Raw genomic sequence first — 14,361 nt, 5'->3', positions numbered from 1 at the left:
GCGAAGACCCTTGTCAGGCTGGACTTCAGGACAATCTTGAACGGTGCGGGGGCCTCAAATCGCGATATCGGAGGTGGGTTCGGCGGCACATACCTGTGCCTGGACCGGGATGAATTGGGTTTCGAAGAAACGCAGCCAGTTGCCGCCCATCACCGCGCTCACGTCAGCAGTGCTGAAGCCCACCGCGCGCAGGCCCGACTCGATGTTGTGGAAATCGCGGTTGTCGCGGAACCAGGTCGGCTGGTCGGGGAAGCCCGGTTGCGCCTTGGAGCCTTCGCCGTAGTCGACGTCCAGGGTCCAGCGGCCGACGCGCATCCAGTCCACCACGCTGTTGGGCTGGTCCTGGCACAGGTCCGAACCCAGCCCCAGGTGCTCGACGCCCATCAGCTCGGCGGTGCGCGCGATCATGTCGCAGAAGCTCTGCACGCTGCAGGCGCTCTTGTCCTTGAGGTGGTGCGGGTACAGCGAGAAGCCGAACATGCCGCCGCTCTGGCCCAGGGCCTTGAGCACGGTGTTCGATTTGTTGCGCAGCGCCGCGTGCCAGAACGCCGGGTTGGCGTGGGTGATGGCGATCGGGCGTTCGGAGTGCTCGATGGCTTGCAGGGTCGAGCGCTCGGCGGAGTGGGACATGTCCACCACCAGGCCGACCCGGTTCATCTCCCGTACCACCTGCTTGCCCATGCGGGTCAGGCCCGGGTCTTCCTGTTCATAGCAACCGGTGGCCAGCAGCGACTGGTTGTTGTAGGTCAGCTGCATGAAGCGTGCGCCGAGGCTGTGCACCACTTCCACCAGGCCGATGTCGTCCTCGATGGGCGAAGGGTTCTGGAAACCGAAGAAGATCGCCGTGCGCCCGGTCTGCCGTGCCAGGGCGATATCGCTGGCCCACTTGCCGTGCAGGATCAGGTGCGAGTAGCGCTGGAACCTGCGGTTCCAGGCTTCGATATTGGCCACCATTTCACGGAAGGTCTCGTGGTAGGCGATGGTCACGTGCACCGCATCGACGCCGCCTTCGCGCATCTGCTGGAAGACCTTTTCCGACCAGTTGTCGTACTGCATGGCATCGATGCGCGGGCCGCGGCCGGCGAAGGTCTGGGGCAGGCTCATAGCGGTGCCCCGGCGGCGATGTAGCCGGTCTTCACATGGGTATAGAACTCCACCGCCGAGCGGCCTTGTTCGCGCGGGCCGTAGCTGGAGTCGCCACGACCGCCGAAGGGCACGTGGTAATCGGTGCCGGCGGTGGGCAGGTTGACCATCACGCAGCCGACCCGAGCGTTGCGGCGGAAGTGGCTGGCGCGGGCCAGGGAGCGGGTCATGATGCCGGCGGTGAGGCCGAAGCGGGTGTCGTTGACCAGGCTCAGCGCCTCTTCGTAGCTGCCGGCCTTGATCACGCAGGCGATGGGTGCGAACAGCTCTTCGCGGTTGATGCGCATGGCATTGCTGCCGCCAATGAACAGCGCCGGTGCCTGGTAGTAGCCGGGGGTTTGCAGCTCCAGGCGCTGGCCGCCAGTGAGCAGTTCGGCGCCTTCCTGCTGGCCCAGTTGCAGGTTCGTCAGGTTGGCTTCCAGTTGCGCGGCGCTGGCCACCGGGCCGATCTGGGTGCCGGCCTCCAGGGCGTGGCCGACCTTCAGCGCCTGGGTCGCCGCCAGCAGTTTCTCCACGAAGGCATCGTGGATGCCTTCATGCACGATCAGCCGCGAGGAGGCGGTGCACTTCTGCCCGGTGCCGCCAAAGGCGCCATTCACCGCGCAGCTCACCGCCAGGTCGAGGTCGGCGTCGTCCATCACCGCCAGGGCGTTTTTCGAGCCCATCTCCAGCTGCACCTTGGTCAGGTTGGCGGCGGCCGAGGCGGCGATGCCCTTGCCCACGTCCACCGAGCCGGTGAAGGAAATGGCGCTGATGCCCGGGTGCTCGATCAGCGCCTGGCCGATCTCGGAACCGGCGCCCATCACCAGGTTGAACAGGCCCTTGGGCAGGTCCTGGCGGGCGATGATCTGGCTGAGAATCACCGCGCTGGCCGGGGTCAGGTTGGCCGGTTTCCACACCACGGCGTTGCCGAAGGCCAGGGCCGGGGCGATCTTCCAGCAGGCGGTGGCCATGGGGAAATTCCATGGTGAGATGATCGCCACCACACCGATGGGCTCGCGACGGATGTCGATCTCGATGCCGTCGCGCACCGAGTCGGCGGTCTGGCCCAGCTGGCGCAGGGTTTCCGCGGCGTAGTAGGTGAAAAACTGCCCAGCGCGGTACACCTCGCCGGCGCCTTCGGCCTGTGGCTTGCCTTCCTCTCGGGACAGGGTCTGGCCGATTTCTACGGAGCGGTTCATCAGTTCCTGACCGATGGCCATCAGCACCTTGTAGCGCTGCTCGATGCCGCTGCGGGCCCAGGTTCGCTGGGCCTCGCCGGCGGCGGCAACGGCACTGTCCAACTGCGCCCGCGAGGCCTGGGCGTAGAGGCCGATCAGGTCGCGGGTGTCGGACGGGTTGCGGTTCTCGATCTCGCTGGCGCCCTTGAGCCATTGGCCGGCGATGTAGTTGTGATGGTTCTGACTCATGAATTCCTCCAGGGCGGCACGCCGGGCGGGGCGTTGCCTTTGTGCGGTTCTGGGAGGATTATGAGTCGGCCTTGTGTTAAGTAAATCTAATAATTTTTAAGCTTGTTTAAGTAAAATTTAATCTTTGCCTTTGCCAGCAGGACGCGCCGCCATGAGCATCAAGATCTCCAACCTGCAGTTTTTCGTCGCGGTGGCCACCAGCCAGAGCCTGACCCAGGCCGCCCAGCGCCTGCACCGCACACCGGCGGCGGTGTCGCTATCGCTCAAGCAACTGGAAGAAGAACTGGGCGGCGCGCTGTTCGAGGGCGAACGCAAGAACCAGCTCAGCCCCCTGGGGCGTTTCGTGCTGCTGGAAGCCCAGCGCGAACTGGCGCATTTCGACCGCACCATCAGCACCATCAAGACCTACGCCAAGGCCGAGACCGGCCTGGTGCGGGTGGCGGCGGTGCCGTCCTTCGCCATCACCCTGCTGCCGCCGCTGCTCAAGCAATTCCATGAACAGCACCCGCAGTTCCACCTGGACATCCGCGACATGGATTCCGAACGGGTGGTGCAAGCGGTGCTCAGTGGTGAGGTGGACATCGGCATCGGCACCGTGCCGGCGAGCATCCCCAACATCGACCAGGACTTCCTGTTCTCCGACGCCTTCTGCGTAGTCTGCGCCAGCGACAACCCCCTCAACCGCCTGGTGCGCCCGCTGCGCTGGAGCGACCTGGACGGGCAGCACTTCATCAACAGCGGCCTGGGGGCCGAGATCAACGCCGCCGAGTTCCGGCACATCCGCGACCACTCGACCCTCAGCGTCAGAAACACCACCTCGTTGCTGGCGCTGGTGGCCCAGGGCATGGGCGTGACCCTGCTACCGGAGTTGCTGAGTCGCTCGGCGGCGGGGGATCAACTGAACTTCCTGCGCCTGGAAGACCAGCGCATCGTGCGCTCGGTGAGCGTAATCACCGCCCCGCGAGAAACCCTCAACCATGCGTCCTACACCTTCCTCAAGGCGCTCAAGGGCAGTCGGTTTGCCTGAACCGTGCGCCACCTTGTAGGAGCGAGCTTGCTCGCGATGGACGTCAACGATAACGCGGGTTCGCTGAGGGAACGCGGCGCTTTTGGGGTTTTCGCGAGCAAGCTCGCTCCTACAAAGCAGCAGGCACCGGACATGCTTGTTTGAGCCGATTGACCAAACCATGAAATCGGCATGTGCATGCCGATGTTGCTAAGCCGCTTCTACCGATACCGTCAGCCGCTTGCCCAATGCTGCCAGGGCATTTTCCAGTTGCTCGATCTTGGAGGTGTGCAGGAAGTCCACCAGGCGATCGCTCTGGACCTGGGCGACGCCAAGCAGGCGACGCAAGTCGGCCTTGCGCATGTTGCGTTCCATCAGGGTGTTCCACAGGGCGATCTTGGCCACGGTGATTGTGGGCAGGTGCAGCACATGCTCACCCGCTTGTGCCGGGGTTGCTTGAGGAATAGGCCGCCGTTGATCGACGTAGAGGGACAGTGTGGTGTCGACGGCATCCATGGCTTGCGCGATGGCGTGCTCCCGGTCGTTCCCGTAGCTGTTGAGTTCTGGAAGGTCGCGGCAGAAGACCGCGATACCTGGCGCGGTATCCTGTTCAAAGCGAATTGCATAGTTGTACATGGGGCGGCTCCCGGCGGGTGATCCTTGACTCAGGCAGGCGTGGCGGTTCAGAGACCCAGTTGCTTGATGATCGCCTTGCGGGTCGGCTCGGGCATTTCCTTGCTGCCGTGGTCCGCAAAGAGGGTGCTGTTGCCATTCGGTGCCGTGACTTTGAAGTGGCTGCCTTTGCCGGCTTCGAAACGCACGCCCTGGGCTTTCAACCATCGCCTGAACTCGCTGAACTTCATCACCTCGCCTTATGGTCTGGGTGTCGCTACTGTACAACACTTTTGTTTTGTTATGCGGTGCCTGGATAAGCGCAGTCATGAGCGCCTGGAGCCGGCTGAATGCGTTCGACGCTGAGTAGTTGAGGCGCATGCCGGGCAGCCTTTCCAAGGCTAGTTCAAACCCGTTTTGGCTGGCGGGTGAAGCTGTAGCAATGGTTTTCAGCGTTGGGCGGTTCTGTGTTCAAGGTACAAAAAAGGCACCTGGGATAAACGCCAGGTGCCTGATCCGTCGCGCAGGGCCGCTTAAGGGCTACGCCACCACAAGCCGCCGTGGCCGCAGCCAGCCGATTACCACCGCGGCAATCAGCAGGAACCCCAGGTAGCCGAAGAACGGATACACCTGTCCCACCAAACTGATAAAGCCCACCAGGCTGCCGACAAACGCCAGGGCGCCGGCGGCAATTGAGCCGAGGCGGAACTGTCGGGTGCCCGCCGGCAACAGCCGTGCGGAGAAGGAGTACAAGGTGCCCACAGCGGTGTTGAGGATCATGCAGAAGATGATCAGCGCCATCAGCAATCCAAGCGCTGGCGAGACTTCGCTGGCAATCGACAGCATGGGCATCGGCAGGTCCGCCACGCTGTCCAGGCGCGACAGCAGGCCCAGGCTCATCACCAGCATCAGCAGGCCCAGCAGTGCGCCGCCGAAAATGCCGCCCCACATTGCCTGTTTCTCGCCCTTGGCTGCGCCGCCCATGATTGCCAGGATCGGCACCCCGGCCACGATGTTGTAGGACACATAGAGCAAGGCGCCCAGCAGCCAGTGGCTGGCACCGGCTTCTTGCTTGGCCGCCAGTTGATTGAGTTCGCCGAAGCTCAGGTCGCGTGTGGCGGCGCCATACAGGGCCACGCCCACGGCGGTGACGATCAGGAAGGGCGTCACCGCGCCGATCATGCCGATGACCTTGTGCACGTCCAGGCACACGATGGCGACCACGATCAGGGTTACCAGCACGCTGCCGGCAATGGCTGGAATGCCGAACTGCTGTTCCAGCAGGGCACCGCCGCCGGCCAGCATCACCACGGTCACGGCGAACATGAAGAAGGTGATCATCAGGTCCACCAGGGCGCCCAGGTGCTTGCCGCACAGGGCTTGCACCACGTCCTTGTGCGACGTCGCCCGCAGGCGGCTGCCCATGCTTGCCAGGGCCATGCCGAGGAAGGTGAACAGCGCCGCGCTGACCACCGCGCCCGCCAGGCCCCAGACGCCGAAGTCGACGAACATCAACAGCAGTTCGCGACCGGAGGCGAACCCCGCGCCGACAATCACACCGACGAAGGCGCCGGCGATCTTCAGACTTTCTTTCATGACGATTAGCCTCGATTTGTTGTTGTTATGTGGGGTGGACCCTCCCGGCATTCATTGCCGTGGCGGTCCTGGGCATCGCACTTGAGGACTGGGGCGGGTGACTCAGCTTTCGCCGACCCAGGCCTGGACTTCGATCTCGACATCGACCCCCAGCGCCAGTTGCGCGCTGACGGTGGAGCGCACCGGGAAACCGTTCTTGAAGTGGCGCTGGTAGACCTCGTTGAAGCCGGCGAAGTGCTGCATGTCGGTGAGCCAGACGGTGCTCTTCACCACTTGGTCGAAGCTGGCGCCGCACGCGGCCAGGGTTTCGCCGATGCGCGCCATGGCGGCTTCGGTCTGCACGCGGATGTCGCCGTGCACCACTGCGCCTTCGGCGCTCATCGGCACCTGGCCGGAGAGGAACAGGAAGCCGCCGACGCGAATCGCCCGGGAGAAGGGGTAGGGCAGGTGGCTGGGGTAACGCTGGATATCAGTGGACATGGCAAGGGCCTCTTGGGCTGGGTGGGTTAACGCAAGCGAGCGGGGGCCAGGGCCTGGGCATCGACGCCCTGGCTCAGCAGTTCTTCGGGGACCGGTTGCCCCAGCAGCAGGGCGCAGGCCAGTTGCGAGACGCCGGCCGCCGACTGGATGCCGTAGCCGCCCTGGGCGGCGAGCCAGAAAAAGCCTTCGCAACTGTCATCCCAGCCCACCACCAGATCGCCGTCGGCGACGAAGGAGCGCAGGCCGGCCCAGCTGTGGCGCGGGCGGCGGATGCTCAGGGAAGTGACGTTCTCGATGTGGTAGATGCCGGTGGCGATGTCCAGTTCTTCGGGCATCACGTCCTGGGGCGGCACCGGGTCGGCATTGGCTGGGGAACCGAGCAACTGGCCGGCGTCGGGCTTGAAGTAGAAGCTTTCGTCGATGCCGATCACCGCCGGCCAGCGGCTGAAATCCTCATCCGGCGGGCCATCGAAGGTAAAGGCGCTGCGCCGGCAGGGTTGCAGGCCGATGGGGGCCACGCCGCACAGCTCTGCCACCTCATCGACCCAGGCACCGGCAGCGTTCACCAGATTGCGCGCCTGCAGGGAACGGCCATCGCTGAGCTTGAGGTTCCAGTAGCGGTCTTCGCGGCTGGCTTCGGCGATCTGTAGGCCACACTCCAGCTGCCCACCGGCCCGGCGCATGGCCCGCAGAAAGCCCTGGTGCAGGGCGTGCACGTCCAGGTCCTGGGCGGCGGTTTCCAGCATCGCCCCGGCAACGGCGTCGGGGCGCAGGCAGGGCACCAGGGCCAGGGCCTGCTCGGCAGTGATCAGGCGCACATTGGCGGAGCGGGCGCGAGTTTCGTCGTAGGTCTGCTGCAGTTGCTCCAGCTGTTCCTCGCTGGCGACGTACAGGCAGCCACGGGGCTCCATCAACGGGTGTTCGCAGAAGCCTTGCGGCGGCCGCTGGTAGAACGCCCGGCTGGCGCGGGTCAGAGCCTGGATCTGCGGGGTGCCGTAGGCCTCCATGAACATCGCCGCCGAGCGCCCGGTGGCGTGATAGCCCGGCTGCGATTCACGCTCCAGCACCAGCACGCTGGCCTGCCCGGCCAGACGATAAGCCAGGGAAGCACCGGCAATACCGGCGCCGATGATGACGAAGTCGAAGCATTGGGTGTCGTGCATGCCGGGGTTCCTGAATCGCTGGGAAATGACAGGGGTCAAAATTCTCACATACGAGAAATGTAAGATATGAGAATTTTCCAGTCAACCCGGGGTCATGGGTTAATATTTCGCCACTTGCCCCGGCCTGCGTCGCGGTTGCCCTTATTTGCCTGACAGAGAACCTCAATGAGTTCCGACCGAGCCCAGCCCGCCTCGAGCTCCCACGCCCATCCACTGATCGACCGGACCCAGGTCGGCGCCCGCCTGCGGAGCATCCGCAAAACCCAGAAGCTGACCCTCAAGCAGCTCTCGGAACGCTCCGGCGTGGCGCTGTCGACCCTGTCGAAAATGGAACTGGCCCAAGTCTCGGTCAGCTACGAAAAACTCGCCGCCGCGGCCCGCGCCCTGGGCGTCGACATCGCCCAACTGTTCACCCCGGCGCCGAACCTGATCCAGACCAGCAGCGCCCAGGTGCAACCGACCGTGGTCAGCACCACCATCGCCGACGCCCCCGGCTACAGCACCGGCAACTACGACTACCACCCCATGGCCGGCGACTTCCCCGGACGCAGCATGACCCCCATGTACGCGCGAATCTTTGCCCGCGATCTGCAGCAGTTCGAGGATTACATCCGCCACCCCGGGCAGGAATTCGCCCTGGTGCTGTCGGGGCGGGTGCGGATTCAGTTCGAGACTGGGGAAGCCGTGAGCATTGGCCCGCAGGAGACTGCCTACTTCAACAGCAGCATTGGCCATATCTATCTGGCGGAAGGGGATGAGGATGCGGAAGTGATGGTGGTGATGTCGGAGCGCTGAAGCCCCTCATCATCAAGCAGCAGCGCGGCGGATCGTGCTGCCGCGCCGTGCTTTCGTAGGGCGTTCTACTTCAGTGTGGGTATAGGGGGACTGCCATCGAGCAGGGCATCCACCACCGCCCGCGCCATCTCCACCGAGTGCACCAGGGACCAGATCAGACCGCGCTCGATACCGCTGCCGCGTTCGGTGATTTCATCGGAAACTTCTTCGGCGTTTTTCAGCAGCAGGGAGACGTGGAGCAAAGCTTCTTCGGCGCTGATGCCTTCTCGGATGGCAAACAATGAATCGCAGCTAACTGGGATGCCTGTGGTGTGTTTGATGGATTTGGCCAGAGGCTCGTCTGTAGGTTGGAGAGCCAGTTTCTGAAGGATCTGTTTGTTGGCCAAGTCCAGTTCAGGGTTTCTGCCGTTGCGGACGGGTGCTTTGGGCTGATTGGGAATGAGCTTTTTCATGGCGTAACTCCAAACGCCTAGTCAACATCGAGCTGCTAAACCCGGCCATCGAATGTTCGGTGACAGATCGAGGCTAGTCAGCAGGAACTCCCGATTCAAGTGGTTCGGCGCAACTAGGACGTTTCGTACATAAGAAAGAGACTCTGCGCCTCTTTGAGTCATAGGCGGTTGGGGCATGAGCTTTAGTGTTAGTGCCAGAAACAACAAAGCCCGCACAAGGCGGGCTTTGTTGGGCCGGGGTAATCTGAAACTGCATTTTATAATATTGATTATTATCATTAATTTTTATTTTGTATTTTGATCGGAATACCAATTGGAATACCTCACAAAATGGCATTCCATTGACCCCCTTGTAATCGATTTGCCAACCTTGCTTCGCATCCATATTAAGCGGTGATCTTCTTACAGCTGTCGGGATAAAGGCTGCGGTCGATCCGAAGATGAAGGTGGCGACAGACTGAGACCGGCCAGAATCGGCCACTCATTGACGAACTAACACGCCTTGTCGTGTTTACGATGGGTGCCGTTTCGACAGGAGCTATGCAATGGATCTGAAGTTCAGTCACATAGATGTACTGGTCAAGAATCTTGAGGAAGCCTGTGCTTACTACGCACACATCCTCAACGCCAGCATCTCCAAAACGCTTATCTGGGAACGGGGGGCTGCCCTTTCACTAGGCGATTGCGCTGATCGATCATGTTGGTCAAACCGTTGGCGGGGAATCTGAAGGGGCTTTTGGACTCTTCGGGTGAACGGATGATTTACCGCCACTGTTACTCAACACCGGACATCGAAAAAGCCTATGACGAATTGATGGTCGCCGGTGTTCAGCCTGAAGACGAAAATGGAGCGCCATTGGCTCGCGCGAATCTGCAATCCCCGTGTGGGGCACGTATCATCTGGTTGCCAAAGCGCTTCGGGCACTTCTCTATCGAAATACTTGAAGACAAGGCGCTGGAAGTGTTTATCGAGGCTGCGTTTATCTAAAAAAAGTAGCAGCCGTTCACGATTGGCCACTTTCGGCCCAGAGTGTGTAAAAACGCCTTCGCGAACCCTTGCTATGATTTCTGAGGATTTCATCGCTGGGATCGCCCATGAAGCGCTTTATCCAAGGTGAACATCGAGGCCAAGGCACCTTACTTCCCGAGAGCCTCGACGAATACGTCAGCGATACCAATCCGGTCCGCGTAGTCAACGTCTTCGTCGACGAACTGGACCTGGTCAATATGGGTTTTGAAGGTGCCATCCCAGCTGATACTGGCCGGCCGGCTTACCACCCCGCGATCTTGCTGAAGATCTACATCTACGGCTATCTCAACCGCATCCAGTCGAGCCGACAGCTGGAGCGAGAAGCCCAACGTAACGTCGAACTGATGTGATTGACCGGACGTTTGATGCCGGACTTCAAGACCATCGCCAACTTCCGAAAAGAAAGCAGCAAGGCCATCCGAGGCGTCTGTCGCCAGTTCGTTGTGCTGTGTCAGCAGTTGGGATTGTTTGGAGAAAATCTGGTTGCCATCGATGGCGGTAAATTCAAAGCAGTCAACAACCGCGACCGCAATTTCACCAGCGCCAAACTGAAACGGCGCATGGAAGAAATTGAATCGAGTATCAATCGTTACCTGGCGGCACTCGATACTGCCGATGGGCAATAACCCACAGCTACCGAGCCCAGCGCCGTGCGGCTGGAAGAGAAAATCGCCAAGCTCAAAACTCAAATGAAGGAGCTTCAAGCTATCGAAACCCAGTTCAATGAGTCGCCGGATAAACAGGTCTCACTGACCGATCCAGACAGCCGCTCCATGATGACTGGACTCAGCGGCGGCCGCGTAGGTCTGGCTCGAGCTACATGGTGAAAACTGCTTCCTTAGTATGGCGAGCTCTCTGGCATTAATGCACATTGACTTTCCATCTCTCTGCCAACTTGGGGTTAATTCGGTAATCAACCACATTTACCGCGGCTTTAATAGACTTGTTTTCTGTATTCAGTGCTTGCGTTATTCTTCGTTCTTTCTTTAATTTTGCGATTAAAACTTTGGGTAATGAAATAAACGCTGCGCCAAAACCCATTTTGGCAACATCGTAGATGCCACTTTCAATGTAGGTTCGAAGGCTTTCATCACCTATCACTTGCACGGCATAGGCCATGAATTCGTTGTAAACGCTACCTTCTCGCGCCTCTTTCAGTGCCCAGACTATGCCACTTTTTCCTTCTTCGTATAATGGTAGTTCCAGTTCTTTTGTGGTTAGTTCAAGCTCAAGAAGGGCGACAATGGTTGCATCTAACACGCCCGACGAAACAATACCAAGTGCTTTTAATTCTGAATAACAACCTGTCGTGAGTAATGATGCAGGATTATCCTCATAAGGTAGTTCTGTTCTAAAGGTGATACTGCATAACTCCTGGGTATTTTCAAGTGTAGACACTTGGGAGGCCTGAAATAATTTTACCGAACCCAAAACCAAAGGTGTAGGTACTGAGGCGGCAGCACGATCAGCTAACTGGGCAGGTATATCGATTAAAATTTCATCCGCTTGTGCAAAAATAAACAGTTTTAAAAACTTATCAATGCGTATGTTCAGCTTAAAGGGCGGTATAGCCACGCCGTCTATTTTCTCAAAATAGGCTTTGGCTTTCGCCTTGTCCACTGTTTCTTTTAACGCATCAAAACGGCCAAAGTTGTTTAGGTTTTTCTCGTTAACATTGTATGCCGTTAATGCTGTAAGCAGGTTTTTATCTAGACCTAAGGCGTTCACTACCGCGTTTAATCGCGCATTTTCCGCGTTACCTTTGTAATCGTTGACGTAGTCTCTAAAACTGTAGTCTTCTCTTAATTGCGCATCGCCGCGCTGCAAGTCATGCAAGAATAATTTAGCGTATTTTTGTTCAACCTGAGTGAGCGATGAAAACGACTTATGCAGCTCGTTTAGTGTGTTTTCAATGCTGGCTTGATCTTGGTGCTGGTTCAGCTCTTTTAAGTATTTATCAAAGCGGCTGTTCATGTAATCAGAGTCAATTTTACCAGTGTCAATTTCAGTAAGGTAACCGCTAATATCAAAGGGCACGTCGCCACCGCTACTACCAGTACTTTCAGCTTTGCTGGCCAATTCTTTATAGCGCAGAGCAAGGCTTAAATAGGTTTGTTCGCCTATCGCCAGTGTTACCTCACGTTCATTATTTTCACCACTGGGGTGGGTAAGGTTATCCCAATGCAAGCCTTGCACTTTGGCCGCTTCTAAATGCTGGTTAAAGGTTTTAAATAAATCGGCAAATTTTGCGCAAGCGGCAGCATCTTCAGGTAGTTTTTCAAAATTTTGCGCGCCGCTATTTACAAATAACTCGGTAATCTCTGTCGCCAGTTCATTCATGGCTTCAAGGTTGCTGTCAAGGCGATCCACGAATAAACCAATGGGGCGGTCGCCGGAATAGAGTTTTACCGCATCGTTAATGTGCTGCTCCATGGTGTGGGGGTAGCGGTAATAGCGAATGGTGCCGTGGGGTTTGTCGGGGCCAAATAAACGGTTGGTGCGCGAGAAGGCCTGAATAATATTTTGGTATTTAATCACCTTATCTAAATACAAGGTGTTGAGCCATTTGGAGTCAAACCCCGTGAGCATTTGATCTACCACAATCAGCAAATCCAACTGCTTTGCAGGTTCGGTATGAATACGCTCATAAGGTTTTTTATGGGCAAGGCGGGCGGCTAAATCTTTTTTAAAGGCTGCGTGCTTAGCAAAATCAAAATCGTGGCCGTAACGCACATTGTAGTCGCTAATAATTTCTTCTAAGCCGTCACCTTTAAAGGTGGGGCCACGGTCGCCACTGCCGTCGTTATCAATGTTGGGGTCGAACAAAGCGGATATTTTAAGTTCGGGTTTGGCGGCTTTTAAGCGGCGGTAATAATCAATGGCTTCGGCAATGCTGTTGGTGGCCAAAATAGCGTGAAACTTATTGGCTTGGCTGAGTACGTCCCAATTTTGCAGAATGTCATCCACCACCTTGGATTGGTGGAGCTCGGTTAAATATTGAGTTTTAGGCACATAGTCTTCTATGCCTTTATGGTACTTGCCAGTGGCGTCTTTATGGCCGGCCATAGGTACGTCATTCATAAAGTGATTGAACTTTTGCTTTTTGGCCGGGGTTTCCATCGCATCGGCAACGGAATCGGCTTTGGCTTGTTCAAGGGCTACTGCTTGGCGAATGTCTTTGTCTCTAAAGGTGCTGACTTTATACGGGTCAAAACCCAGCACGTTGCCATCGCGAATACCATCGGCAATGCTGTAACGGTGCAGTTCGTTACCGAATACGGTGCTGGTGGTATTGCCGCTTTTTTCGTTTTCTTCTTGAATGGGCGTGCCGGTAAAGCCAAAAAATAACGCGCGGGGAAAGGTGCGCTTGATGGTGATGAGCATATCGCCAAAGGTGGAGCGATGCGCTTCGTCAATAATAAACACCAAGCGTTTAGCGCGGATTTTTTCAATATCCGCCGCGTTAGTGGCCGTGCCTTCATCATCTATCGCTTCAAAAATATTACTCATTTTTTGAATCGAGCTAACAATTAAGGTTTGGGCGGGGTCGCTGCTTTTGAGTTTGGTAATGAGTACATCGGTGTTTTCGGTGGCCTGTACCTCTTCGCCATCGCCGGCAAAATTGTTGTATTCCGCCAGTGATTGGGTGCCTAACTCAATGCGATCCATTAAAAACACCACTTTATCGGCATCTTTTGATTGGGCAATGAGTTGCGCAGATTTAAAGCTGGTCATGGTTTTGCCAGAGCCGGTGGTATGCCACACATAGCCCCCCAAACGCTCTGGGTTATTGCTAATACTGCCCAGTTGCTGCCAGTTGGTTTTTGCCACTTTATCGGAGATGGCATTGGCGGCGTAATACTGGTAACTGCGCATGACCTTAAGTACGCCATCGGTATCATCCGCTACGGTGTAAAAGCCAATCAGCTGATGCGCCATGGGGATAGAGAGTAGCGTGGAGGCAATGTCTTTCCAGTGGTTGACTGGCTCGTTATTAAAATCTGCCCAGTTGAATTGGTAGTCCGGGTTAAATTTGCCATCCATGCCGGGGTTGGCAAAATATTTGGCTTCGTTTGGCTCCATGGCCACAAAGACTTGGATCAGCGCAAACAGTCCGCTAAAAATGCCCTCGGCGCTGTATTTTTCAATCTGGTTCACCGCTTGGCTGACCGGAATGCCGCTGCGCTTTAGCTCCACATGGATCACCGGCATACCGTTAATGAGTAACAGCACATCGCCACGGCGGTCGTTACGCAACTGGCTGCCGCGTTCAAACTTGGGTTGTTGCACAATTTGGTAACGGCTTTGGCCAGCGGCTATTTCTTGGCGGTCGTAAATTTTTAGGCTGACTTCTTTGCCCACATGCAATGCATCTGCTGGGTTATCGCGCTTAATGGCGACGGTTTTGCCGTTAATTAAACCGTTAAGTTTTAGCGGTGTTTTGAGTTCTTTTATTTGCTCAATAATTTGCTGCATTTCGCTGGTGGTGAGCGGCACACCGTTTAAGCGGTCTTTTTGTTTGTTATTTTCAAATAAAATATCCGCCCAGTTTTGCAGTAACTCGGCTTCGGTTTTGCATTTTAAAATTTCAGGCTCCCACCCTTTGTGGGTGAGTACCTCAATAAACGCCTGCTCAAATTCTGCTTCGGTTTTAAAGGTGGTCATGGTGGCGCTC

At 57.5% G+C, this 14,361-nt stretch carries 11 protein-coding genes and 2 pseudogenes; 4 read left to right on the top strand and 9 right to left on the bottom strand.

Going from position 1 to position 14,361, the window contains the following annotated elements:
* Positions 1-54: 54 nt before the first annotated feature.
* Positions 55-1,104: a membrane dipeptidase gene (locus GV819_RS09475; protein ID WP_161755808.1), complete on the bottom strand. Its 1,050-nt coding sequence runs from the start codon at positions 1,102-1,104 to the stop codon at positions 55-57.
* Positions 1,101-2,552, bottom strand: a complete 1,452-nt coding sequence (locus GV819_RS09470; protein ID WP_161755806.1) for an aldehyde dehydrogenase family protein — start codon at positions 2,550-2,552, stop codon at positions 1,101-1,103. The genes GV819_RS09475 and GV819_RS09470 overlap by 4 nt, the downstream gene beginning before the upstream one ends.
* Positions 2,553-2,703: 151 nt before the next feature.
* On the opposite strand from GV819_RS09470, the gene GV819_RS09465 reads away from it, so the two are divergent.
* Positions 2,704-3,579, top strand: a complete 876-nt coding sequence (locus GV819_RS09465; RefSeq protein ID WP_161755805.1) for a LysR family transcriptional regulator — start codon at positions 2,704-2,706, stop codon at positions 3,577-3,579.
* A gap of 189 nt (positions 3,580-3,768) precedes the next feature.
* Here GV819_RS09465 and GV819_RS09460 read toward each other — a convergent pair whose 3' ends face one another.
* The 5 genes from GV819_RS09460 to GV819_RS09440 all read right to left on the bottom strand — a co-directional run bounded on the left by GV819_RS09460 (position 3,769) and on the right by GV819_RS09440 (position 7,409).
* Positions 3,769-4,194, bottom strand: coding sequence for a type II toxin-antitoxin system HicB family antitoxin (locus GV819_RS09460; RefSeq protein WP_161755803.1), 426 nt, complete (start codon positions 4,192-4,194; stop codon positions 3,769-3,771).
* Between the two features lie 47 nt (positions 4,195-4,241).
* The gene (locus GV819_RS09455; protein WP_161755801.1) at positions 4,242-4,421 is read right to left on the bottom strand and encodes a type II toxin-antitoxin system HicA family toxin; all 180 of its coding nucleotides are present in this window, start codon (positions 4,419-4,421) and stop codon (positions 4,242-4,244) included.
* Between the two features lie 289 nt (positions 4,422-4,710).
* Positions 4,711-5,766: a YkvI family membrane protein gene (locus GV819_RS09450; protein ID WP_161755799.1), complete on the bottom strand. Its 1,056-nt coding sequence runs from the start codon at positions 5,764-5,766 to the stop codon at positions 4,711-4,713.
* Between the two features lie 102 nt (positions 5,767-5,868).
* Entirely contained in the window at positions 5,869-6,246 is a 378-nt protein-coding gene (locus tag GV819_RS09445) for a RidA family protein (RefSeq protein WP_161755797.1), read from the bottom strand.
* 26 nt (positions 6,247-6,272) lie between these two features.
* Entirely contained in the window at positions 6,273-7,409 is a 1,137-nt protein-coding gene (locus GV819_RS09440) for an NAD(P)/FAD-dependent oxidoreductase (RefSeq protein ID WP_161755795.1), read from the bottom strand.
* A gap of 165 nt (positions 7,410-7,574) precedes the next feature.
* Between GV819_RS09440 and GV819_RS09435 the strand changes: the two genes are divergently transcribed.
* Positions 7,575-8,204: a helix-turn-helix domain-containing protein gene (locus tag GV819_RS09435; protein WP_161755793.1), complete on the top strand. Its 630-nt coding sequence runs from the start codon at positions 7,575-7,577 to the stop codon at positions 8,202-8,204.
* A gap of 65 nt (positions 8,205-8,269) precedes the next feature.
* Here the strand turns inward: GV819_RS09435 and GV819_RS09430 are convergent, their stop codons facing one another.
* Positions 8,270-8,656, bottom strand: a complete 387-nt coding sequence (locus tag GV819_RS09430) for a hypothetical protein (RefSeq protein WP_161755791.1) — start codon at positions 8,654-8,656, stop codon at positions 8,270-8,272.
* Between the two features lie 545 nt (positions 8,657-9,201).
* Here GV819_RS09430 and GV819_RS09425 point away from each other — a divergent pair.
* Together GV819_RS09425 and GV819_RS09420 are read left to right on the top strand one after the other, a co-directional pair.
* Positions 9,202-9,644, top strand: a pseudogene (locus GV819_RS09425) (VOC family protein).
* Positions 9,645-9,751: 107 nt separating this feature from the next.
* Positions 9,752-10,480, top strand: a pseudogene (locus GV819_RS09420) (transposase); the annotation flags it as partial.
* Positions 10,481-10,547: 67 nt separating this feature from the next.
* Here GV819_RS09420 and GV819_RS09415 read toward each other — a convergent pair.
* On the bottom strand, positions 10,548-14,351 hold the full coding sequence (locus GV819_RS09415) for a type I restriction endonuclease subunit R (protein WP_161755789.1): 3,804 nt from the start codon (positions 14,349-14,351) through the stop codon (positions 10,548-10,550).
* Between the last annotated feature and the right edge of the window lie 10 nt (positions 14,352-14,361).

The sequence above is a fragment of the Pseudomonas sp. Fl5BN2 genome (assembly GCF_009908205.1).
Lineage (GTDB): Bacteria > Pseudomonadota > Gammaproteobacteria > Pseudomonadales > Pseudomonadaceae > Aquipseudomonas.
Note: the sequence above shows the minus strand (reverse complement) of the source record. Positions and strands in the feature narration are given on the sequence as shown.